The organism is Marinomonas phycocola (genome assembly GCF_047525455.1).
GTDB lineage: Bacteria > Pseudomonadota > Gammaproteobacteria > Pseudomonadales > Marinomonadaceae > Marinomonas.
The window spans coordinates 140,435-163,739 of sequence record NZ_JBLIXL010000007.1; the positions used below are offsets into that span (position 1 = coordinate 140,435).

The 23,305-nt window shown below is 41.9% G+C and carries 22 protein-coding genes; 12 read left to right on the forward strand and 10 right to left on the reverse strand.

Features of this window, described 5'->3' with window-relative positions:
* From ACMUMJ_RS07605 to ACMUMJ_RS07640, 8 genes are read right to left on the reverse strand one after another with little or no spacing between them, the layout of a single operon-like run.
* Entirely contained in the window at nt 1-903 is a 903-nt protein-coding gene (locus ACMUMJ_RS07605) for an SMP-30/gluconolactonase/LRE family protein (protein WP_414678216.1), read from the reverse strand.
* Nucleotides 885-1,517, reverse strand: a complete 633-nt coding sequence (locus ACMUMJ_RS07610; protein WP_414678217.1) for a 2-dehydro-3-deoxy-6-phosphogalactonate aldolase — start codon at nt 1,515-1,517, stop codon at nt 885-887. Before ACMUMJ_RS07610 ends, ACMUMJ_RS07605 begins: the two co-directional genes overlap by 19 nt.
* A complete protein-coding gene (locus ACMUMJ_RS07615) occupies nt 1,517-2,485 on the reverse strand; it encodes a 2-dehydro-3-deoxygalactonokinase (protein WP_414678218.1) in 969 nt (322 codons plus the stop codon). Before ACMUMJ_RS07615 ends, ACMUMJ_RS07610 begins: the two co-directional genes overlap by 1 nt.
* Nucleotides 2,485-3,246 (reverse strand): SDR family NAD(P)-dependent oxidoreductase, encoded by a 762-nt coding sequence (locus ACMUMJ_RS07620; RefSeq protein WP_414678219.1) that lies wholly within the window; start codon nt 3,244-3,246, stop codon nt 2,485-2,487. The genes ACMUMJ_RS07615 and ACMUMJ_RS07620 overlap by 1 nt, the downstream gene beginning before the upstream one ends.
* On the reverse strand, nt 3,246-4,982 hold the full coding sequence (locus ACMUMJ_RS07625) for an IlvD/Edd family dehydratase (protein ID WP_414678220.1): 1,737 nt from the start codon (nt 4,980-4,982) through the stop codon (nt 3,246-3,248). The genes ACMUMJ_RS07620 and ACMUMJ_RS07625 overlap by 1 nt, the downstream gene beginning before the upstream one ends.
* Nucleotides 4,983-7,124 (reverse strand): alpha-galactosidase, encoded by a 2,142-nt coding sequence (locus ACMUMJ_RS07630; RefSeq protein WP_414678221.1) that lies wholly within the window; start codon nt 7,122-7,124, stop codon nt 4,983-4,985.
* Nucleotides 7,125-7,130: 6 nt separating this feature from the next.
* Nucleotides 7,131-7,982 (reverse strand): carbohydrate ABC transporter permease, encoded by an 852-nt coding sequence (locus ACMUMJ_RS07635; protein WP_414678222.1) that lies wholly within the window; start codon nt 7,980-7,982, stop codon nt 7,131-7,133.
* Nucleotides 7,982-8,857, reverse strand: a complete 876-nt coding sequence (locus ACMUMJ_RS07640) for a carbohydrate ABC transporter permease (RefSeq protein ID WP_414678223.1) — start codon at nt 8,855-8,857, stop codon at nt 7,982-7,984. Before ACMUMJ_RS07640 ends, ACMUMJ_RS07635 begins: the two co-directional genes overlap by 1 nt.
* A gap of 246 nt (nt 8,858-9,103) precedes the next feature.
* Here ACMUMJ_RS07640 and ACMUMJ_RS07645 point away from each other — a divergent pair, with 246 nt between their 5' ends.
* The 4 genes from ACMUMJ_RS07645 (at nt 9,104) to ACMUMJ_RS07660 (ending at nt 12,267) form a co-directional block, all read left to right on the forward strand.
* A complete protein-coding gene (locus ACMUMJ_RS07645; protein ID WP_414678224.1) occupies nt 9,104-9,898 on the forward strand; it encodes an IclR family transcriptional regulator in 795 nt (264 codons plus the stop codon).
* A 7-nt stretch (nt 9,899-9,905) separates the two neighbouring features.
* Nucleotides 9,906-11,009, forward strand: a complete 1,104-nt coding sequence (locus ACMUMJ_RS07650; RefSeq protein WP_414678225.1) for an ABC transporter ATP-binding protein — start codon at nt 9,906-9,908, stop codon at nt 11,007-11,009.
* 366 nt (nt 11,010-11,375) lie between these two features.
* Nucleotides 11,376-11,990, forward strand: coding sequence for a hypothetical protein (locus ACMUMJ_RS07655; RefSeq protein ID WP_414678226.1), 615 nt, complete (start codon nt 11,376-11,378; stop codon nt 11,988-11,990).
* Nucleotides 11,971-12,267: a hypothetical protein gene (locus tag ACMUMJ_RS07660; protein WP_414678228.1), complete on the forward strand. Its 297-nt coding sequence runs from the start codon at nt 11,971-11,973 to the stop codon at nt 12,265-12,267. The genes ACMUMJ_RS07655 and ACMUMJ_RS07660 overlap by 20 nt, the downstream gene beginning before the upstream one ends.
* Nucleotides 12,268-12,277: 10 nt before the next feature.
* Here ACMUMJ_RS07660 and ACMUMJ_RS07665 read toward each other — a convergent pair whose 3' ends face one another.
* Nucleotides 12,278-12,547, reverse strand: a complete 270-nt coding sequence (locus ACMUMJ_RS07665) for a DUF2306 domain-containing protein (RefSeq protein ID WP_414678229.1) — start codon at nt 12,545-12,547, stop codon at nt 12,278-12,280.
* Between the two features lie 425 nt (nt 12,548-12,972).
* Between ACMUMJ_RS07665 and ACMUMJ_RS07670 the strand changes: the two genes are divergently transcribed.
* The 5 genes from ACMUMJ_RS07670 (at nt 12,973) to ACMUMJ_RS07690 (ending at nt 18,818) form a co-directional block, all read left to right on the forward strand.
* Complete coding sequence (locus ACMUMJ_RS07670) at nt 12,973-13,203, forward strand: GrxA family glutaredoxin (protein WP_414678230.1); 231 nt, start codon at nt 12,973-12,975, stop codon at nt 13,201-13,203.
* A gap of 278 nt (nt 13,204-13,481) precedes the next feature.
* A complete protein-coding gene (locus ACMUMJ_RS07675; RefSeq protein WP_414678231.1) occupies nt 13,482-14,672 on the forward strand; it encodes a thiamine pyrophosphate-dependent dehydrogenase E1 component subunit alpha in 1,191 nt (396 codons plus the stop codon).
* Nucleotides 14,665-15,642, forward strand: coding sequence for an alpha-ketoacid dehydrogenase subunit beta (locus tag ACMUMJ_RS07680; protein WP_414678232.1), 978 nt, complete (start codon nt 14,665-14,667; stop codon nt 15,640-15,642). Before ACMUMJ_RS07675 ends, ACMUMJ_RS07680 begins: the two co-directional genes overlap by 8 nt.
* Before the next feature lie 53 nt (nt 15,643-15,695).
* Complete coding sequence (locus tag ACMUMJ_RS07685) at nt 15,696-16,967, forward strand: 2-oxo acid dehydrogenase subunit E2 (protein ID WP_414678233.1); 1,272 nt, start codon at nt 15,696-15,698, stop codon at nt 16,965-16,967.
* A gap of 12 nt (nt 16,968-16,979) precedes the next feature.
* A complete protein-coding gene (locus ACMUMJ_RS07690; protein WP_414678234.1) occupies nt 16,980-18,818 on the forward strand; it encodes a protein kinase domain-containing protein in 1,839 nt (612 codons plus the stop codon).
* 332 nt (nt 18,819-19,150) lie between these two features.
* Here ACMUMJ_RS07690 and ACMUMJ_RS07695 read toward each other — a convergent pair whose 3' ends face one another.
* Nucleotides 19,151-19,876, reverse strand: a complete 726-nt coding sequence (locus ACMUMJ_RS07695; RefSeq protein WP_414678235.1) for a sulfite exporter TauE/SafE family protein — start codon at nt 19,874-19,876, stop codon at nt 19,151-19,153.
* Nucleotides 19,877-20,036: 160 nt separating this feature from the next.
* On the opposite strand from ACMUMJ_RS07695, the gene ACMUMJ_RS07700 reads away from it, so the two are divergent.
* From ACMUMJ_RS07700 to ACMUMJ_RS07710, 3 genes are all read left to right on the forward strand, one after another.
* A complete protein-coding gene (locus ACMUMJ_RS07700; RefSeq protein WP_414678236.1) occupies nt 20,037-20,933 on the forward strand; it encodes a LysR family transcriptional regulator in 897 nt (298 codons plus the stop codon).
* Between the two features lie 164 nt (nt 20,934-21,097).
* Nucleotides 21,098-21,574, forward strand: a complete 477-nt coding sequence (locus ACMUMJ_RS07705) for a BLUF domain-containing protein (protein ID WP_414678237.1) — start codon at nt 21,098-21,100, stop codon at nt 21,572-21,574.
* A 28-nt stretch (nt 21,575-21,602) separates the two neighbouring features.
* Entirely contained in the window at nt 21,603-23,240 is a 1,638-nt protein-coding gene (locus ACMUMJ_RS07710) for a methyl-accepting chemotaxis protein (RefSeq protein ID WP_414678238.1), read from the forward strand.
* Nucleotides 23,241-23,305 lie beyond the last annotated feature (65 nt).

A 23,305-nucleotide genomic window follows, 5' to 3' on the forward strand; every position in this document is an offset into this window, starting at 1 on the left:
TTATGCTCCCGAAAAAACCTGGCTAGCCATACCTTGAACAGCAACATCAATCGCGATGACATGGCCTGCTAGTGGGCCATTTTCTAATTCTGTTTCACTGGTCTCCACACTCGCAGAGGTAATAAACAACGTATTGCCATTAGGACCACCAAAAGCACAGCTCGTCGGTTTGGCAAAAGGCAAATTAATCACTTGCAGCTCCTCACCTTCTGGGCTGTAACGCACTACACGAGAACCACCCCATTGGGCATTCCAAAGACAGCCTTCAATATCAATTGCCGAACCATCTGGCCCCATACCTTCTGGTGTTTTAATAAATGCATTATCCGCTCTGATATCGTCAAAAGCAGGAAATGGAAAAGCATGAATTTTGCCTTTCATGGAATCCCCGAAATAGAAGATGCCTCGCTCTGTGTCCCAAGCTAACGTATTGGATATACCAATATGATCCAATAATTTCTCTGTTTGTCCTGTTGGGTAGACTTTCCATAGCCGGCCTGTAGACAAAACTTCCGAATCATCCATTGTGCCGACCCAAAGATTCCCCTCTGGGTCACATTTAGCATCATTACTACGATTGTTTGGAATGTCGTCATCCAGAAAACACAAATACTCTAACTCGCTAGTTTCTCTATCTAAATACGCTACACCGTCAGCAAGCGTCACCAACAGTCGATTACTCTGAGTCGTAAACACAGCGGAAACTTTTTGCGGCAAAGTCCAAAAAAGGTGCTCACCTGTTGTCTGATTCCAACACCAGACTTGGCAGGCAGGAATATCAACCCAATACAACGATTGTTCAGATTCACTCCAAAAAGGACCTTCAGCAAGCAAATGTCGTTGTTTACTAATCTGCTTAGTGATGTTTTGAATACGACCAACCATTACTTCATCTCTTTCCATGACGCTGCAAAGGCTTGTGCATTTAAACGAGTTTGCTCAACCGATTGGCCTTTTTTATATAACGCAGAGCCCAAACCAAATCCACGAGCACCCGCCGCAAAATACTCACCCACATTATCAGGTGAAACACCGCCAACTGGGCACAGGCGCACTTCTTTAGGAATAACGGCTCCCATTGCGGAAATCACCTTCAAAGAAGGTAATGCTTCTGCTGGGAAGATTTTTAACGCATCTGCGCCAGCATGTATAGCTGCAAACGCTTCAGTAACAGTAAAAAAGCCTGGCATGGTATATAAGCCTGCCGTTTTAGCTGCACGAATAATTTCAGGATCCGTATGAGGTGCCACCATTAAGCCAGCACCGGTTTCGATAAGTTGAGCCAACTGCTCCATTGTTAATACAGTACCTGCACCAATTAACGTGGTGTCACCATAAGCCTCTTGCAGCATACGGATACTTTCAAATGGATTAGGAGAATTTAATGGCACTTCTATCATGCGAAAACCCGCTTCAATTAAAACGCGCCCATGCTCTAAAACCTCATGAGGCTCAACACCACGCATAATGGCAACCATTGGAAATTCTTGCATCATTACATCAAAAGAGTGTGTCATTAGTTCGCGACTCCCGTTAAAGGTAACTGTTGTTGATGAGTTGCTAAATGTTTCAAACCACGAATACTGGCTTCACTTGCATCTAGGAATTCACTTTTTAATCCATGAAATGACAAAGCCAACGCATAACGTTCGCTTAAATTATGGCTACCAATTAAAAGAACTGAAGTTTGTTTCGGTTGCAGTGCCTCTAAAATATCATGCACATCGGTGCCAATTACGATACCAGATAAGTAGTCTCGCCCTTCTGCTGTCGTTAATTCACCACAGACAAAGCGGCTACGAGCACTAAAAAGGTGGTGTAAAAAACCGCCTTTTTGCTGACTGACTTGCAACCCTTTATTAAACGCCTCTTTATTTAAGGATTCCGATATTGGCAATCCCTTCACTAAGCTGGATTCATCATTAAGACGCGCAAAAACCTCTCCAGAAAGCGTGGTTGAAAACTGACGAATTTCACTGTTTTCGATTTGACCCCATTTACAATGCGTTCCGGGCATACAACATAAAGGGTTCTCATCACCTCTATTCTGAGACTGCAACCAATCTAGCGCACCTAACAATTGTGTCTCTTCACCACGAATGACATCGTGATACCCATGCACACCCAACCCTTGAATACCCGGTACAATAGCAACGGGACAAGGCAAATTTGTTGGCAACCAATGAAGATGTTCAGCAAGAGACGTCAAAGAAACAGGACACGTTTGATAAGCAACTTCGTGCCAACCGCCACGACTACCAACCATGCCAGCCATATACACAGGAATATCAGCGCTAAGCCAATCGCCTAAAAGGTTTTTAAGAACGCCTTCAAATTCATTTTTTTGGAGGGAGAGCATACCTCGATCACTTTGCTTTTGATCTACAATCTGACCATTGTGATCAACTAAAAAAGCACGTAAATTCGTTGTCCCCCAATCTACCGCTACAAACAAAGGGAGGCCATTGTTTTGAGAAGTTCCCATTAAACACGCCCTCCATCAACAATTAAGTTTTGACCCGTCATCATACGACTGTCATCAGACCCTAAAAACAGCACCAAATCCGCAACGTCCGAAGGTTCCATCTTTTCTTTCAACGCTTGCTGAACCATTAATTCAGCTTCCGCTTCAGGCGTTAACCACAACTGTTTTTGTTTTTCCGTCATTACCCAACCTGGCAAAACGGTATTCACTCGGATTTTATTACGACCCAATTCACGTGCGAGTGCTTTTGTCAGACCTGAAATACCTGCTTTTGCAGTAACGTATCCAGGATAGCCTTCAAGCCCTAACATCCATGAGTTCGAACTCATATTAATGATACTGCCACCACCTGACTCAGCCATTCCAGGCGCAACAGCCTGTGCCGCAAAAACATGGTGCTTAAGATTGACGGACATGCACGCATCAAATTGCTCTGACGTCATGCTCGCTAATGTGTGTCTATGATCATTTGCTGCGTTATTCACTAAAATCCGAATGGCTCCCCAATGGGAAATTCGATTGTGAATTTCAGTCTGTAACAACTCAACATTCGTTAAATCAACATAGCTGAAGTGCGCTTTTAGGCCCGCTTGGGTTAACTCATTGGTTAACGCCTCACCTGCATTTTTGTCTATATCGAAAAAGCTGACTGAACATCCTTGATGAGCCAAAGAGCGAACAAGTGCTTCACCAATACCAGATGCACCGCCACTCACAAGAGCATGACGACCAACAAGACTAGGGTAAACAGTATCCGTCATTAGTGAGACTCCCTTTTAACCGTTGAGCCACTGTTACCCACTAAAAAATCAAGATCAGCACCTTCATCGGCTTGCATTACGTGATCAATGTATAGCTTGGCATAACCACGTTTGTATTCACTTTCTTCAGGCATCCACTCACTTTTACGCCGCGCCATTTCTTCATCAGAAATGTGTAAATGCAAGCCTCGACCCTCAACATCAAGAGTGATTTCATCACCATTTTGCACAAGAGCTAGTGGGCCACCCACTGTTGATTCTGGCGCGACATGTAAGACAACCGTACCAAAAGCGGTACCACTCATACGCGCGTCACTGATTCGAACCATGTCCAACACGCCTTGTTCAAGCAATTTACTCGGCAAAGCCATATTACCTACTTCTGGCATACCTGGGTAACCTTTTGGGCCACACCCTTTCAGCACTAAGATAGAATTTTTATCGACATCCAGCTCTTCAGTATCAATACGAGCTTTGTAATCTTCAATATTTTCAAATACCACTGCTTTACCCGTATGCTGCAACAGTTCAGCCGTTGCTGCACTCGGTTTTATAATCGCGCCCTGTGGTGATAAATTACCTCGCAATACAGCAATACCCGCATTCGCACGTAATGGCTTATCTAGCGGACGAATCACTTCTTCATTGAAACATTCTGCTCCATCCGTCACAGTACCTAGTGTTTTACCTAGAACCGTATTAGTAGACATATCAAATACATGGCTTAAGCGCTGAATCAATGCAGGAAAACCACCGGCATAATGGAAATCTTCCATTAAGAAACGACCTGATGGCATCAAGTCCACTAAACACGGTACTTCAGCACCAATTTTGTCCCAATCTTCTAGCGTTAAATCAACGCCAATACGACCCGCAATTGCCAGTAAGTGAACAACCGCATTCGTTGATCCACCAATCGCAGCATTCGCACGAATGGCATTTTCAAAAGCGGCTTTCGTCAAAATATCAGATGGCTTAAGATCTTCTTTCACCATCTCAACAATACGTGCGCCCGTTAAGTGCGCCAATGTCTGACGACGGGCATCTACGGCTGGCAATGTGCCATTTTCAGGTAATGACATACCCAATGCTTCAACAAGACACGCCATAGTAGACGCTGTTCCCATTGTCATACAGGTGCCACGTGAACGAGACATGCCTGATTCAGCACGCATAAATTCATCAAGGCTCATTTTACCTGCACGAACCGCTTCACTGAATTTCCAAACGTCAGTCCCAGAACCGATGTCTTTACCACGATATTTACCATTCAACATTGGGCCTGAAGAAACCACAATCGTTGGCAAATCCACTGAACATGCACCCATTAACTGCGCTGGCGTTGTTTTATCGCAACCGCCTAGTAATACAACACCATCCATGCCATAAGCACGCATGGACTCTTCTACATCCATGCTCATTAAGTTACGAAAGAGCATGGCTGTTGGCTTCATTTGAGTTTCACCAAGAGACATAACAGGGAATTCCAGCGGTACACCACCCGCTTCCCATACGCCACGTTTTACATACTCCGCTAGTTCTCGTAAATGAGCATTACAAGGAGTCAGCTCACTCCATGAATTACAAATACCTATGATAGGTCGACCATCAAAACTGTGGTCTGGATAGCCTTGGTTCTTCATCCAACTACGGTGTATAAATCCATCTTTATCTAACTTTCCATACCATTGCTGGCTGCGCAATACTTTCTTTCTTTTATCTTTTGGATCAGTCATTTAGTTTATCTCCGTAGTCGTCAACGCTGTGACGGCTATTAAAATCAAAGCCTCTGGGTCAAGAGTTGGTAATTTAAGACCAACTTGGCTTAATGTCGCTCCGTTCAAAATAAGTTCTTTATCCCACCAAGCAGGGCAGGTTTTCATTAGATGATTACCTAGTTCGCTTGATTCTAAAACCTCTACTCGATACAACTGATCAGCAATCAAATCAGGCAGTCGTATCGGCAACGGATGAGCTTGCTTTGGCATGGTTAATTGAGCATAAACAGCAAAGCCCGATAGACCGTCATTACTTAAAGCCCATTGGGTCTGAGAACGGCCATCAGCACTTGGTAAGCGCCAATTACGCCCCGTATGCATAATATTTCGTTGTTGTTTGTAATGAGATAGCCAACGCTTAACAGTGGCTTTTTGCTCTTCATTCGCATCCAGTAAATTCCATTCGATGCCTAGATGGCCAAGCATTGCCGTTCCTGCACGAAATACGACATCATGTATACGGCTGGTTGTATGACTCTTATCTGGGCCGATATGGGAGCCCATAATTTCTGGTGGAAAGAAATAACTAAAGCCGCGCTGAATACTGTGACGCTCTAAGGCATCATTGCAATCAGACACCCAAAAACGCTTAGTGTAGTTTAAAACCCCAAAATCTACACGAGCACCACCAGACGAACAACTTTCGATTTCTAAGTCAGGAAACGCCGCATTTAATTCACCAAACAAACGGTATAACGCTTGAACCTGTGCATACGCTTCAGGCAATAATTCACCACCCGGCTGTGTGTAATCGCGATTCATATCCCATTTAACATAATCAATCGGATACTCTTCTAACAGACTAAACAAGCGTTCTCGAATGTACGCATAAGCATCTGGGTTAGCTAAGTTTAAAATATGTTGATAACGCCCTAACACCGCCTCGTATTGAGGCAGCTGTAATGCCCATGCGGGATGAGCACGGAACAAATCAGAATCTGGATTCACCATTTCAGGCTCAAACCACAACCCAAACTCCATCCCTAAATTTTTAACATACTGAATCAAGGGCATTAATCCATCAGGGTATTTTTTTGTATCGACAAACCAATCTCCTAATCCCGCTTGTTCGTGATCACGACCTTTAAACCAACCGTCATCTAAAATATAGCGCTCTACACCAACTTCCGCCGCAGAGTCCGCTAACGCTTTCAGTTGATCCATATCATGATCAAAATAAAACGCTTCCCACGTATTCAAATGAATAGGTCGTGGTTTCGTCAACTTTAGGCGAGCTCTAGCCTCATTATGAAAAGACTGACTCATGCCATTTAAACCCTGAGAGCTAACACAAGCTAAGAACTCTGGTGTTTCAATACTTTCACCTGCCGCTAATGACAATTCGCCCGGCAAGTACAAAACCTCAGCTTGAATGTAACGATCCCCATTGATGGTATAATCGGCCTTTAATCGGTGATTACCAGACCACGAGAAGTGTGCACCAATGACATCACCTTGCTGTTCACCGAACCCCTCTTCCCCCACAATAACGCTTGGAAAATTACCATGAGAATTACGACCATGACGGTTTTCTTGTAGCCAAGTCGATTGCCAATTTGAGCGCTCTTGTTGAAACTCCTGACACCAACGGCCATAAAATCCGATACGTTCAGTAAAATATTCAGGAACGGGCAAAGTGCAGGCTAAACGTTGGACATCTACTGATCCAGTACCGATATTAGTCAAGATTATTTTTTGCGACAGCACACCTGAATCTAATAAAGAAATATTCAGACTAATCGCTAATTTTGCAACAGCATCATATAAACTGATCTGAAAACCGCGGTCATTTTGAATAACATCTTGTAATAACCACACGACAGACCAAGCCGGTCGATCGGTGGCGCTTACTTCTACCGCAGGAGATTGCAGCCATCCTCGACCCGCTTCAGGTAGCAAGCTGAGTCTAGGAGGGTTTTCTAGCATGGCTTGTGGAACACCTGCTTGCAAAGCAAGATACAGATGCGAAGCATCTGTATCTACTGGCAACACATTACCAAAATACACCAACTCAGGTGCACCTTTTTCAGGACACGCTAGCAAAAGAGTTTTACCAGCATTATCCTGGCGATAAAAATCAGTATTTGCCAATACCGCCATTCGTTATTACCCCTTAGTCGCGCCAAGCGTTAGGCCGGCGATAAAGTGTTTTTGCATTGCAAAGAAAAGAACAACTGGAGGTAACGCCGCAATAATAGAGCCTGCGGAAATTAACTGCCAAGATGCTAACCATTGGCCTTTAAGTGCACTGATACCAGCAGTAATAGGACGAACCTCATCACTTTGCACCAAGACAAGCGCCCAGAAATAATCATTCCAAATAAAGGTAAAAATCAAAACGGACAGAGCCGCCAATGCAGGACGCACTAGAGGCAAAACAACATGCCAGAAAATTTTCCATTCACTGACACCTTCAACACGAGCTGCCTCAATCAACTCATCAGGAAGTGCAATAATAAAGTTACGCATAAACAAGGTACAAAACCCCGTTTGAAATGCAATGTGGAAAAGAATCAAGCCCGTTGCTGAATCGTATAATCCCATATCAATCGTTAAATCACGAACAGGGATCATTAATATTTGAAACGGTACAAAGTTACCTGCGATAAACGTCGCAAATAAGGCAATAGACCCTTTAAATTTGAATTTAGCTAATGAATAACCCGCCAATGTTGATAAAGCCACAGCACCTGCAACAGCAGGAACCGTAATCAAAATGGAGTTCATTAAATACTTCGCCATAGGTGTCGCTTGGAACACTTGAAGATAGTTCTCTATGATCATCCATTCGCTTGGTATTCCCCAATAGTTACCAGCATTGATATCCGCAACAGAGCGTGCAGAGGTTAGCAATACAGCCGCCATAGGTAATAACCACAATAGCAAAGCAATCCAGATAGCGACTCGGTAACTGATGTTTACCGAAGATGATAATTTTTCAATAGGTGTAGGAAACATTAGGCTTTCTCACTCTTCAGCATGCGCCACAAGAAGTAGGCAATGTAAATATCCATAATTAAGAACAATACGGTCGCAATCGCAGCACCATAACCTGCGCGATAGTTGAATATGGACTGTTCGTACATGAAATACGCTAATACATTTGAACTACCGAATGGCCCACCACCCGTCATCGTTGCCACCAAGTCAAAGCTTCGTAATGCACCAATAACCGTTACAACAATAGCGATAAACGTCGCTGGGCGAAGTTGTGGCAAAATAATATGCCAAAGCATTTTCCAACCGTGAGCACCGTCCAAACGAGCGGCTTCAATTTGATCAGGGCTTAGATTGTTTAAACCTGTGAGATACAAAATCATGCAATAAGCGATTTGTGGCCAAAGACCCGCAGCAATAATACCGAAAGTTACCCAGTTCTCATCCGAAAGAATGGCAACAGGTTCAAAGCCCATACTGCTCCACACAATGTTAAACAAACCGTAGGTAGGATCATAGAACCAAGAAAAAACCAGACCGATAACAACTTGAGAAATTACAAAAGGAAAAAAGAACATCGACTTAACAAGTCGAATCCCCATGACTTTCTGATTTAAGAACAATGCAATGGCCAAACCCAAAGGCGGCGCAAGCATGTAAAAAACCATCCAGTAAACGTTATTTTTTAATGACGTCCAAAACTGTTCATCGCCAAATAACTCAATATAGTTATCTAGACCAATAAACGTTTTCTCTCCCAACCCGTCCCATTCGTAAAAACTGAGCATAATGCTCTGTACGATGGGTAGAATGACATAAACAGCAAACATGATAACTGCTGGTGCTAAAAAAAGCACAGGCATCCATTGTCGCTGTTTGCTATGCATTTTCTGCATGGCTCTACCACCTCTTATTTTTATTAGTTTTATTTAAATGCCTGTCCAGCTTGACAGGCACCTCAGAGTGTAAAATAATGGAACATAGTTTCAATTTTTGCAACAAATAAAAAATAACAAATTTGCTAATCGCTGCTTTTAAGGACTTTTCGTTTATTGTGCGACCACACCTCTTATGTATTCTCAATTAATGCATGAGAAAATAGCACCATTGTCTTGCCTGACAGCGAAGAACAGGAGACATACATGACTGAAACCAACCCAAAAAGTGGTGGTTCGTCGCTTAGCAAGGCACTTACCGTATTAAAAGAAGTATGCTGTTCTAATTCACCGCTAAGATTTGCTGACTTAGTGGACCGCTCCGAATTACCCAAAGCTACAACACATCGAATTTTAACAACACTGACGGATGAAGGCCTAGTCCGTTTGGATGAACACTCTCAACTTTATCATCCAGGATATGGGCTGTTAGAGCTGGCACACAAAGCATGGTCAACCTTAGACATACGAGATATCGCAGCAGATCAAATGAAAGCGCTATGGAAAGAGACAGGCGAAACCATCCATTTAGCCGTCTTAGACCGTGGTGACGTTATTTACATTGATAAGTTAGAAAGTCAAAAAAGCCTGCGGCTCTTTTCTGCTGTAGGCAAAAAAGGCCCTGTTTACTGTACAGGTGTTGGCAAAGCAATGGCTGCATTTTTACCTGAATCTCAGCTACAAGACGTCATTGCAACACAAAGTTTTATAAAACATACGGAAAGCACGCTAGACAGCGAAGAAAAATTAAGAGAAGACCTTACCCGTATTAAAGAGTCAGGTGTATCCCTCGACTTACAAGAGCATGAAGAAGGCATTCAATGTGCTTCTTCAACCATCTTCAACTATCGAAATGAGCCGATTGCAGCGCTAAGCATTACTGCACCCGCATTTAGAATAGACGAAGAACGCTTTCTACATTTCCAAAAACGCATCAAAGAAGCATGTTTGGAAATATCCTCTAGAATGGGGGCTCAGCCTCTCACTAAAAAACAGGACTGAAATTACTATGGCGACCATAAAACTAAAAAATGTCATTAAACGCTTTCAAGATATTGAAACCATTCATGGAGTAAACCTAGATTTAGAAGACGGTGAATTTGTCGTTTTCGTAGGTCCATCAGGGTGTGGTAAGTCAACACTATTACGCTTAATCGCAGGTCTGGAAGACATCACTGACGGAACACTTGAGATTGATGGGCAAAATATGAATGACGTGTCACCCGCAGATCGAGGTGTCGCCATGGTATTCCAGTCTTATGCTCTTTACCCTCACATGACGGTTGAAGAAAATATGAGTTTTGGCCTTCGTATGACAGGCGGCGACCCAGAAGTCATTAAAAAGCGCGTTTCTCATGCAGCAGAGATTCTTCAACTAGGCCCACTATTAGATAGAAAGCCTAAACAACTTTCTGGTGGGCAACGTCAACGTGTTGCAATCGGTCGCGCCATCGTTCGTGAGCCAAAAGTATTCTTATTTGATGAGCCGCTTTCGAATCTTGATGCAGAATTACGTGTTGATATGCGAGTTCAAATTGCAAAATTGCATAACCAGCTAACGGCTACTATGATTTATGTAACGCATGACCAAGTTGAAGCAATGACGCTGGCCGATAAAATCGTTGTCTTACGCGCAGGTAATATCGAGCAAGTTGGCTCGCCAATGGAACTTTATCATAACCCAAGCAATGAATTTGTGGCTGGTTTTATGGGATCACCTCGCATGAACTTCGTTGAAGGTAAGGTCACAGCAATAGACAGCTCAGACATGATTACAATTGAAGCAGCGGGTCAATTAATCAAGCTTAAAGCGGATTCATCTCTCGTATCCGTAAATGAAAAAGTATCTTTAGGCTTGAGACCTGAACATTTAACTGAATTTGATGACAGTTGTGGCGTCGCACTCGATGTAGAGATTGATGTTGCCGAACATTTGGGTGGATTAAGTTATCTATATGGTACTTGTCACGGACAAAGCCTTACGATTGAAGTATCAGGTCAAAACTTAAGTCGTCATGGCGATGTCTTGAAAATTGGCGCACAGCTCTCAAATTGCTATTTATTTAATAACAAGGGTGAAGCTCTTATACAAAGACCAGTTCCTACTCGTTAATTTACTTTAAGTTAACGATAAAGCGATCATTATCTCTTCTCCTTGTTTATGTAAATACGTGGAGAAGAGGTAATTTTTTCCATCAGGATTCTATACAGCATATGGGCATACTCGACACTATAAATAAAAAACCGTAATCCAATAAACACTTCTAGGAGCGAAGATGAAACTTACCGTCGCTAGTCGCATAATCATTGGGTTTAGTATTTTATTTTTCCTTATGCTAATTCAAGCCATCACTTCTTTTTACTCTCAAGAGAGTGTTCAACGGAAACAGGACTCTTTACTTAATGAATTATTGCCAGTCCAGTCCAAACCAATATAAATCAGCTGTCACAACGTCTACTGCAAGCAAATAAATCAACAATGCAGCACCTTTCAACAGAAAGTGCAGACAGCCGTCTTGCCATTGAAAATGAATTCACCGCTATCCAAGATCAATTTATTCAATCTAAAGACAGTATTAAAAACGAATTAAACCGTTTCCCAGAACTCTTACCTTTATTTGAAGAGGTGATTCCACCCTCTTTAGACAGTTTTCAATTTAGCCAACAATTAATTCAGCAAAACAATCTAAAAATCACACAACAACAAGAGCAGATCACTGCACTTGATATGTTTAAAGAAGAGTGGGAATTTTATAATACAGATATTGATGATTTAAACCTTGAACTTAGTAATGATTCTGCACAATCCGAACGCTTTAGATTTCAATTTTTAACACAAATCCTCGAAGAGTTTTCCGCAGACATCAATATAACCTTAGCTATCAAAGACCCATTTGATTTAGACCGTATCTTATCTTTACAAAAAGACCGCTATGAAACAGCCCTGATAACCGCCGGAGAATTTGGTGAATTTGAATTTATTATCATGGATAAAATGCAATTTTATTTGGATTTTATGAAGCAAACCCTCGGTAGCGAAGCTAAAAGAAAGCGTTCTCAAGGTTACCGACAGTATGAAATCCACTCAAGGTGAAGCGGATTCAATGCTAGAAATCGCTAATACCATTAACGGCTCCTATGACAAGCTGAATTCTGCCATTGATTTGGTGAGTCACTCTAGTACGGATATTTCTAACTCCGTAGCTAATCAAGAAAAAATGATGGATGCACTAAACAATAATATTGAACAAATTGTTGAGCTTGCTAACAAAATTGCTGATCAATCCAGCTCAAGCGGTGAACGTACAACGAAGCTAACTGAACTGGTCGAAACACAACGGCAACTGGTGGATAAATTTCAAATGAGCTAAATGGCATCGTTCATGACTCACTGAATAACCAGCCATGCAATAAGCGCCCCGGCATCAATGCAAAGCTACCAGCGATGAGTAAACCACCGACATATAGCCCAATCATCGTTTTTTTATGAAGGGCTATATTGCCTTTTTGAGCAGCAAAATACGCCGATGGTACAGAGTATAAGACTAACAGGCTCAAAATATGTACAGGACCAAAATGGTTTAATACGCTAAACCCTACCTTCGCCTGCATAAATAACGTCACTGTTGCGGACAGCAACATTAATACCATATACATTCGCCCAAGCTGTTTATGTACTCGCGTTCCTTTACGGTTTATCAATAAATAAGACCAATAGAGAGTGCAGGTAGCACAGTGGCTAAGTGAAAGTAGATCAAATATAAATACGTCATTAGAGTACTTCTTTATTTGGGAGCTTTGCACTACGTCGTGGACGACAATAAGACGAGTCTGTTTTTAACAAAGTATTCACAAGCATAGTAGTCGTGTAAAGGTCTCATTTAAGTAAAAAAGATCTATAGATAAAAACTAATGGCCCATTAGTTTTTATAAATTTCAATCCTAGCATGTGGTTCTGTACAATAATCAACCAACAACACATTTTTATCAGTTTCTCATCTATTTGAGGACTCAACACTACACCACGAGCACTTATAGCCCTGAGAAGCCTCATATTACAACTTAAGGATAATCTTATGTCTCGTTACACTATTTTTGGTCATGATGCTTGTGGTTTTTGCCATAGAGCAAAGCAGTTGTTAGAAGAAAAAGGGTTAGAGTACCGCTATGTTGATATTCATAAAGAAGGCATCAGCCAAGACGCTTTATCTAAACTTATTGGTAAAGAAGTCCAAACTGTGCCGCAAATTTTCCAAAATAAAGATTACATTGGTGGCTTCGATGATCTGACTGCTTCTTTTTTATAATAGTTGCCCTTAAACAGAATTTTATTATTATAATATAAAAATCAATAACCCTTTGATTTTTATATTATAATAATAAAAATAACACTATCCCCTCCCCCCTCCTGTCAACTTCATTAGACTACCTTGACGTAAACGTTAAGATTTCTTCACTACACTAAACTTTACAACAAGCATAATTTAGCATTACATTCAAAGAAGGTACTACAGTGATCCTACGGTACTAAACTATGCTAACGACATAATCGGTAGACATAACAATAAAAACAAGAAGGTCAATTATGAGTGATATTCACAAAACAGATGCGCCCATCGTGCATCGGCCTATATTTGCAGACGATACAGCGTTAACGCTTCCTACCTTACGTATTCTTCAAGAAGACGGGCATACCTACTCTGATGCAGAATTGCCAGACATAGGCAAAGCCTTAGCTCTCAAAATCTATGATACCTTTCTCTTCATTCGAGCATTAGATGAAAGAATGCTAGCGTCTCAACGACAAGGTCGTATCAGTTTTTATATGACAGAAACGGGTGAAGAAGCCGCCGATATTGGCAGCACAGCGGCATTGCTGGATGACGACATGGTCATGGCGCAATATCGAGAGCAAGGTTCACTTGCCTTTCGAGGTTTTACTCCAGACCAATTTATGAACCAGATTTTTTCCAACGAGAGAGATTTGGGCAAAGGCCGTCAAATGCCCATTCATTACGGTTCACAGGCATTGAATTACATGACGGTGTCTTCCCCTTTAGCCACTCAGTTGCCGCAAGCAACCGGTTACGCTTATGCACTCAAAGCTCAGGAAAAGCCGAATTGTGTAATTTGCTACTTTGGTGAGGGTGCCGCCTCAGAAGGAGACTTCCATTCGGCTTTAAATATGGCTGGCGTTTACAAAGTACCAATCATTTTCTTTTGCAGAAACAACGGCTACGCAATTTCTACCCCCTCCAAAGAACAATATGCAGGTGACGGTATCGCACCGCGTGGCGTGGCTTATGGGCTAAAAACCATTCGTGTCGACGGTAACGATGTATTAGCGGTGTTAAAAGCCACACAAGAAGCACGCAAACTGGCCGTTGAGCAGCATCAACCCGTCTTAATTGAAGCCATGACGTATCGCTTAGGCGCTCACTCTAGCTCTGATGACCCAAGCGGATATCGCAATAAAGATGAAGAAGATGTTTGGCGTATGAAGTGCCCTGTTACTCGTATGAAACGCTGGTTAATACTCCAAGATTGGTGGAGCGAAGAGCAAGACGAGTCCTTAAAGCAGCAACACCGTCAAACGGTTGTCGATGCAATGAAAAAAGGGGAAAGAGTTTCTCCTCCATCTTTAGATGATCTGTTTACTGATGTATACGACACCCTCCCTTGGAATTTGGAAGAACAAAAAGCAGAGTTAGAAAAACACATTAAGCTCTATCCAGAATCCTACAAAAAATCATCATGGAGGTTCGGTCATGAGTAAAATGAATCTATTACAGGCAATCAATAACGCGCTCGACATTGCCATGACAAAAGATAAAAACGCCTTATGCTTTGGCGAAGACGTTGGTCACTTTGGGGGCGTATTCCGTGCCACCAACAAACTGCAAGAAAAACATGGTAAAACTCGTTGCTTCAATACGCCATTAACAGAACAAGGAATCTTAGGCTTTGCGAATGGTTTAGCAGCTCAAGGCACAACGGCCATTGCTGAAATCCAATTCGCCGATTACATATTTCCTGCTTTCGATCAAATCGTCAACGAAGCAGCGAAGTTCCGTTATCGTTCTGGCAATGAATTTAATGTGGGCAGTTTGACGGTTCGAACCCCTTACGGCGGTGGCATCAATGGAGGCTTATACCATTCTCAATCACCAGAAGCCTATTTTACCCATACACCGGGTTTAAAAGTGGTTGTTCCTCGCAATCCAGAGCACGCCAAAGGTTTATTACTGGCGTCCATTCGCGACCCTAACCCAGTCTTGTTCTTTGAGCCGAAAAAGCTCTACCGATCGTCTATCGGTGAAGTGCCGGATGAGGATTATGAATTACCGCTAGGCAAAGCCGACATCGTAAAAGAAGGTAAAGACATTACCTTACTTGCTTGGGGTGCCCAAGTAGAAGTTATTGAAATGGCAGCAGACATGGCCGAAAAAGACGGTATTTCCTGTGAAATCGTCGATCTAAGATCGCTATTGCCATGGGACAGAGACACAGTCACTCAATCTGTGACGAAAACAGGCCGCTTACTCATTAACCATGAAGCACCCAAAACATCCGGTTTTGGCGCAGAGATCGCTGCTGCTATTCAAGAAACATGTTTCCTCCATCTGGAATCGCCCATTGTGCGAGTCGCGGGGCTAGATACCCCTTTCCCTCTCATTTTAGAGAAGGAATACATGCCAGATCATTTAAAAACGTATGAGGCAATTAAAGCCTCGATGGCTTATTGAACAAGTACTTTTAAGCCGTCGTTCATGAATACACTTTTATGAGGAACCACTAAATGAAAATTGATTTTATTCTACCCGATATCGGTGAAGGCATTATTGAGTGCGAGCTTGTTGAATGGCAAATTCAAGAAGGGCAGGAGGTACAAGAAGATCAATCTGTTGCGGATGTAATGACAGACAAAGCCCTTGTTGAAATTACTTCCATGCACACAGGTCGAATCAACAAGCTGTATTATGCAAAAGGTGAAATTGCTAAAGTGCATCAACCACTTTTTCAAATTGAAGTCGCAGATGATAAAAGTAACACCAAAGCAGTTCCAACTGAATCAGAAGCCGTTGCCGCAGACGATGCCCACCCCACAGTAAACACTGTAACGTCAGAAAACGCCACACACAACATCAAAACAGAAACAGAAGATAAGCAGCAAAACAATGGCAAAGCCCTTGCCAGCCCAGCCGTAAGACGCTTAGCGAGAGAATGTGGCCTTAATATTTCTGTCGTTAAAGGCTCTGGAAAAAATGGTCGTGTTTATAAAGAAGACATTGAAGCCCATCAAAATACCACCACGACATCATCAAGCTCCATGACTAAAAACTCGCCAGAAATACAAAGCGCCGCTCTTGATCGAGTCGAACCTATAAAAGGCATTCGTGCAATTATGGCGAAGCAAATGCTGGAATCGGTACACAATATTCCGCATTTCACCTACGCAGAAGAGCTTGATGTGACCAATCTAGAGTTATTGCGTGCAGAGCTAAAACCTGAATTCGCAGCGAAAGATGCCAAGCTAAGCATGATGCCTTTTATTATGAAAGCATTGGCCCTTACCTTACCTGAGTTCCCAATATTAAACAGTCGAATTAATGACGATTGCACTGAAATCACGTATTTAAACGACATTAATATCGGCATGGCAGCCGACACGCCATTAGGTTTGTTAGTGCCCAACATTAAACAAGTCCAAAACTTATCTTTGTTAGAATTGACATTACAAGTCAATCGTCTTGCAACAGCCGCCCGTAATGGAAAACTGAAACCAGACGAGATGAAAGGTGCTACGATCAGCGTATCGAACATCGGTGTCATTGGCGGTACTGTCGCAACGCCTATTATTAACCCGCCAGAAGTCGCGATTATGGCAATGGGACGTATTCAAACCGTGCCTAGGTTTAATAGCAAAGGCGAAGTACAAGCACGAAAAATAATGCAGGTAAGTTGGTCTGGTGATCATCGTATTATTGACGGTGCAACCATGGCTCGTTTCTGCAATCGCTGGAAAGCGTACGTTGAAAATCCAGTCTCTATGCTGACCCAACTTAGGTAAGTTTTAGACGCAATGACACAGCCTACGTTACAGCAATTCTATATTAACGAAGATCAATCGATTTACCTTATGAGCCATGAAGACGCTCAGAAGATAAAAGATTGGGTTCAACTCTGTATAGATCAACTGAGTTTACTCGGCTTTTTCGATATTGAATACATCGGTAAAGGCGCGTATGGCTTTGTGTTTGGTGGTCGCGCCTCAGACGGCAACGACTATGTTTTTAAATTTTCACGGATCAATTTACCACAACACATTCAAGACAAATTGGAAGACGAAGCTTGGATGCAAAGCCAATTGCACCATGAATACATTCCTAAAGTACGGGAATATACTAAAATTTCTCGGCAATCTATTTTAATGATGTCACGCGCACGCGGCATGGATTTGGATGCTTACAGTGTAAAGTTTGGTCGTTTGTCACCTCGTCTAATCATCAAAATAGCCTCTCAATTGATTGCCATTTTACAAACACTACGTGATGCCACGACAGACAATATGCACACCCCCATTGTTCATGGGGACATAAAACCATCCAATATTGTTTTTGATCCAGAAAGTGAAACCGTACAACTCATCGATTGGGGTTCTAGCGTCTACGCTCAACTTGATGCAGCAGGTCAAGCCGTTGGCTACAACGCATTTGGTTTAATCAGTGATGATGTACAACAAACCAATGCCAAATTAGGTGACGTCTACTTTATTGGAGACGAGCAATTAAACGGTGAACTTAGCTCCCCCCGTTTTGATGAACAAGGCGTATCAGGCACGCTCTACGCCCTGGCTTCGGGACAAAGCTGCCGTTATGGGTTCGATGCCATCCCCGCCACGTCATTAGGATTACCAAAAGAATTCGCCATCACCTTGCAAACCTTGTTATCAGGTAATGATCAACAAAGAAAACAAGCGGGCGATTACCTTTTTAAGAACATGCCTAAGATGAAAAAGTTGGTGATGCCAGACATCCCTGAACCAGAAGAAAAAAATCGAATTCCTATCTGGTCTATCGATGGTATTTCAGACATGGAGACCGTTGTTTACAGCTCTCGAAAAAGCTTTTTACGAGAAGGTAATGTAGATCATTATCTAATGAACGACGTAGACAATGTGGAGTTAGAAAAATATTACAAAAACTTTATGCACGGGATGGGGCACACAGAGCGGGCCTTCCTTGGTGCCATCAGCCGATTAGGTCGATACCCCGTACTTGGCGGTATGGCAGTACGTTGGGATGAAAGCAATGTTTTCATTGATTCTAACCTACAATTACAAGATCCAACACTAAAGGCGCCCTTTACCACTACCGTCAATAACGTCGTCACGTTAGCACAAGCTATTCATCGAGACGGCATCTTTAAATGCTGCATGTTTAACGCAAAAAACACACAACACCTTAACCGAGATCAAGAACAAGACCCATTCATACCAGAAGTTGGGATGTTCATTCCATTTGAAGTATCACCTACGTTATTAGCAGAAGACAAAAGCCGCCATCACTCTTATTTTGAAGATGGTCAAGACCCCGATGAATTGCTGCAATTACCATCCGAAATTATCGAAGACATTACCTTGCTGAACGACATTCGACACACAGGGCTAATCATTTTTGAAGCACTGCCAAAGCATCTAAAAATCCACAGCAACTACGTCTTACTCGATCCAAATAAAGAAGAAGCATTTGCAGCGGCCTTAGGGCGAATCGTGCAAGCCATTCCTCATATTAAAGGATTGGGCGTTTCGGGGTTTATGAAAATGCCCTACAAAAACACTCGTCAATTTCCATTACAACCTACCGTACCCGATCGTTTCTACCCAAAAGACCCAAGAACACTTCTACAAAAACTCTCATAAAATAGAGTTTGCTTTGTATTCACTCAGGAAAACCATCAACACAAGGTGCATGAATACCAGCATCCAGACAAAAATATTACTCATCGGTGACAATGGTAAAAGTAAAAGGCAGAGAAGCTATCCTCCATAGAAAAAGCGATACTACCGCAAAGACAACGACCTGTTAATGTTTTCGCCATTCGATAAAACACCCTACATTCCAATCCATCTTCCTAGAATATTGGAAGGTGCCTCTGGCTTTTCATATCTACAGACTCAACATACCACTCTCATCAATGAAGTCGGTCGGATGAGCGAAGCGCCATCCTACAAATCAACAATGAACAAAACACTTAAGCGAACAGGAACAAATTGACAGCGGCGGCGAAGGCCATACCTCGAATCAGCCATTTGAATTGATTGGGATTCACTTTTTTCAAGAAGTGATAACCAATAAAGGCGCCTATGATTAATCCGGGAACACCTTGCAGACTAATAATAACAGAGCTTTCTGTAAGCAAACCAAGTGGAATGAATAAGGGAATTTTCAATAGATTGACCATAAAGAGTATCCAAGTTCTAGTGCTTACGTAAGTTTGCTTATCCAGTTTTTGTTCTAATAAAAACAAACTAAGCACTGGGCCTGCGGCATTGGATACAGTACTAATAAAACCACTCAAAAAACCCATCCCATACGCCGCGTTCTTGCTTTGCATAAACATAGCTGGGTGATAATCTAAATACAAACTAAGACCAATCATACTGATCATAATCACGCCAAGACATGTCACAAAATCATTTGGATCAATCGTCGCAAGTACATAACTTCCCAGCAACATTCCCAGTAAAAGCAAGGGAATAAAGTGCCACACCACAGACCACGCCACTTTAGAACGATAACTGAAGACCGCCATCACATCGGTAATCAAATACAAGGGCAACAACATACCTAATGCTTCGGGGCCGGGAAAAGCGATCATAATAATCGGCACGATCAATAGCCCCATCCCGCCAACAGAGAACTTGGAAAACCCCGTAATTAATCCAGCCAGAAATAAAACGCCAAATGTCGTATCCATTAAAAATTCATACACCTTCAACTAAGCATTAATCGATTCAATATCAGAGCGACTAAAAAATCAGTCACAAAGACGTTTGATTTTCATTAGAATAAAGCAAATAATGAACAATAAATAATATCATTTATCTATCAAAACAATCATAAAATACGATCGTATTATGAAACTAGACCAAGTTAGAGCCTTTATCGCTGTCGTTGAAACAGGAAGTTTTCGCTCCGCCGCATTACTTACCAACAAAGCACAACCCAGCATCAGTGCGTCTGTTAAAGCATTAGAAGAGCAATACAACATTCTGCTGTTTGATAGGGACAGCTATCGCCCGACACTCACAGCGGCAGGTCACTCTTTTTTTAAACAAAGTAAAAAACTCATGTCTCAAGTCCAACAATTGGAATCCTTGGGGCAAAATCTATCCCACGGAGTCACTCCCCCCTTACGCATTTGCCTAAGTCAAATGACACTGACATCAGAGTGTATGCATAAAATTAAATCCTTTACGCAACAGAACCCTGATATTTCCATCGAAATAACCACCAATCACATGCACGGGGTACAAGCATCCTTATTAAAAGGTCAAGCGGATGTGGCCATCGGCCCCAGATACGGTTTGGACGATCGGCATGCATTTACTCAGGTAATGTCGATTAACATGGTAACGGTTGTCAGCCCTGATTTATTGCAACAATTTGACAACTTTCGCACGAAAAGCTCGGGAAAAATAAAACAACAAGCGCTTTCCGCCATTCCTCAAATTCTCGTAAGCAATTCAGCAAATCAATCAAAGGAAAATGATGGACACCAGCACTTATTACCTATCGGTAAACGGTGGTATGTCAGTGATTTTTACACGAAAAAAACGCTGTTATTGAACAGCTTCGGCTGGGCAAGAATGCCGCGTCATATTATTGAAGCGCATTTAACGAATAATGAATTAGCAATAATAGAAGTAGAGCAATTTACTTCCAGTAATGTGATTCCAGTGTTTATGATTCGCTTACGTAACCAAGCTCGTAGTTACCAAGCTAACCTTTTCTGGGAATTTCTGACAGTATAATCACCTACTGTTTACAATGTCTTCGTTCTGAAAAACGCATTTGCGTTAACATATTTTTACTGGCGGAAAATATATTTCACTGTCAGTATAAAATCACTAAAACCTAAAGCTTTTGAAATAATCATTTTTTATATCAATTCATAGAAACGATAAAAGGTTTACCTATGATCTCTCTTGCATACATTAGTAACGCATCAAAAAAATACGTTGATGACAAACTAAAACACATGTTCAAAGATTTCCAGCAAAGAAATGCCCGAAATAACATTTCCAGTGCTCTACTCTCTAATGGCGCAGGCACGTTTATTCAGGTATTAGAAGGCGATGATAAGCTTGTAGACACCTCATTCGCAAGTATAAGAAAGGACATTCGACATAAGAGTGTATATTGTCTGCGTCGTACAACCGCAAAGGAAACAAACGTTAATGCTTGTAAAATGGGTTTTCGTAATTTAAGTAAAGATGCGCTTTATCAGAACGGGCATTTTTCCAACTTCTTAAATGACCAAGAGCTCGATCACTTTATCGCCTCAAACACAGATTTCGCCTTAAATGTTCTCACACACTTTAAGAACACAGCCAAAAAGCTAAATGTTCTAACGGAGTACAGCAATGATTTCCATGCTAAAAATATCTCATAAAATCTTTCTCATGGGTTTTATACAGTTTATGCTAATTGCATCACTAGGCTGGTTTAGCATTACTCAGTTAGAGCAAATTGGGGGTGAAATAGACGACATCGCCTCCGAGCACATTCCTTTAACTCGCTCCATTACTTTGGTGACAGAATACCAACTGCAAGTCGCTATTGGTTTTGAACGCGTTATTGCCCACGCTTTACTGGATGAGATTAAAGGGCATGGACACTCTAAAGAATCGCTTGCGTTGGAAACGGCTCTGGATAAATCACTGCTGAAGTTACACGATGAAGTAATTAAGACAGAACGCTTAATTGAAAACGCCACACAAAACCTGCATACAGAAGCCAACAAAGAAAAAATATACAATTTTCTTGTCAACTTTAAAAAAATTGAAGAAGAATTCTTTACTCTTGAAGAAAAAACGCATCACTTTCTTGAAAAAATCATGAAGCATGGGATTCTAGATGTTATAGGCGATGTACCAGAATTAGAACATCAATATGAGGTGTTGGATAACAATTTAATTGAGTTATTAAATACAGCTCAATCATTTTCGATTGCCTCTGCTGAAACAGCCAGAGAAGACGAACTTCATTCAGTTAAAATCATAATGACAACGTTGGGCATTGCCTTGGCATTCTCCATATTCATTCCCATTCTGATTGGCCGAGCTATTACTACACCAATTGGATTACTTATCGAACGTATTCAAGAATTAGTCAGTGGCGGTGGTGATTTAACCCTTAGAATAAACAGCAAAGCGAAAGACGAAGTAGGTGACATTGCTAATGCACTTGATTCTTTTATGGAGAAACTTCAAGACATTATAACGACAGTCAACAGTTCATCTACGTCATTAGGCCAATCATCTGAAGTCGCAACCAATACTATTAAAAATACACTTGCCAGTGTTGAACACCAGCGCATCGCTACAGAACGAGTCGTCAGTGCGATGACTCAAATGAGTCAAACCACAGGTGAAGTCGCGCGTAATACCGCAGAAGCCTCTAGCGTTACAGAACAAGTTAAAAACCGTGTACTAGAAGGCCGCCAATCCGCAGAAGACACGCAAGATATTATTAAACGCTTAGCCGACGATGTGAAAAGCACATCCACTGACATTAATGGTTTAATGAAAGAAACAAACAACATTGGTATGGTATTAGAAACCATCCAAGGCATTGCAGAGCAAACCAACCTATTGGCATTGAATGCAGCGATTGAAGCAGCGCGAGCAGGTGAGACAGGTCGAGGCTTTGCAGTTGTGGCCGACGAAGTACGTTCTCTTGCACAACGCACACAAGACTCAACGGTAAGCATCCAAGAGTTGGTTGAGACCTTACAAAAAGAAGCCAATCACGCCGTAGGCAGTATGGCCCGAGGCTTAAGCATTACAGAGGAATGTTTGGAAAAAAGTCTTCATACAGCACAAGTATTTGAAGATGCAGCCAGTGCCGTGAACGAAATATCCGATTTCAACATTCAAATAGAAAAAGCCACTGAAGAACAAGTTGAAGTTGCTCATCTTATTCAAAAAGATCTAGAGAACATCAATAGTATTGCCAAAAAGACCAGCGAAAACGCAGAACAAGCAGAGTCGTCAAACAAAAGCATTGCCGTTAACCTTATGGATCTGCATTCCAGTCTGAATCAATTTAAAGTGTAACCGCTATAAAATAGGCACGCTGTGTTGTCCTAAAAAAGGAGCCTCTTCGTTGGCTCCTTTTTTAT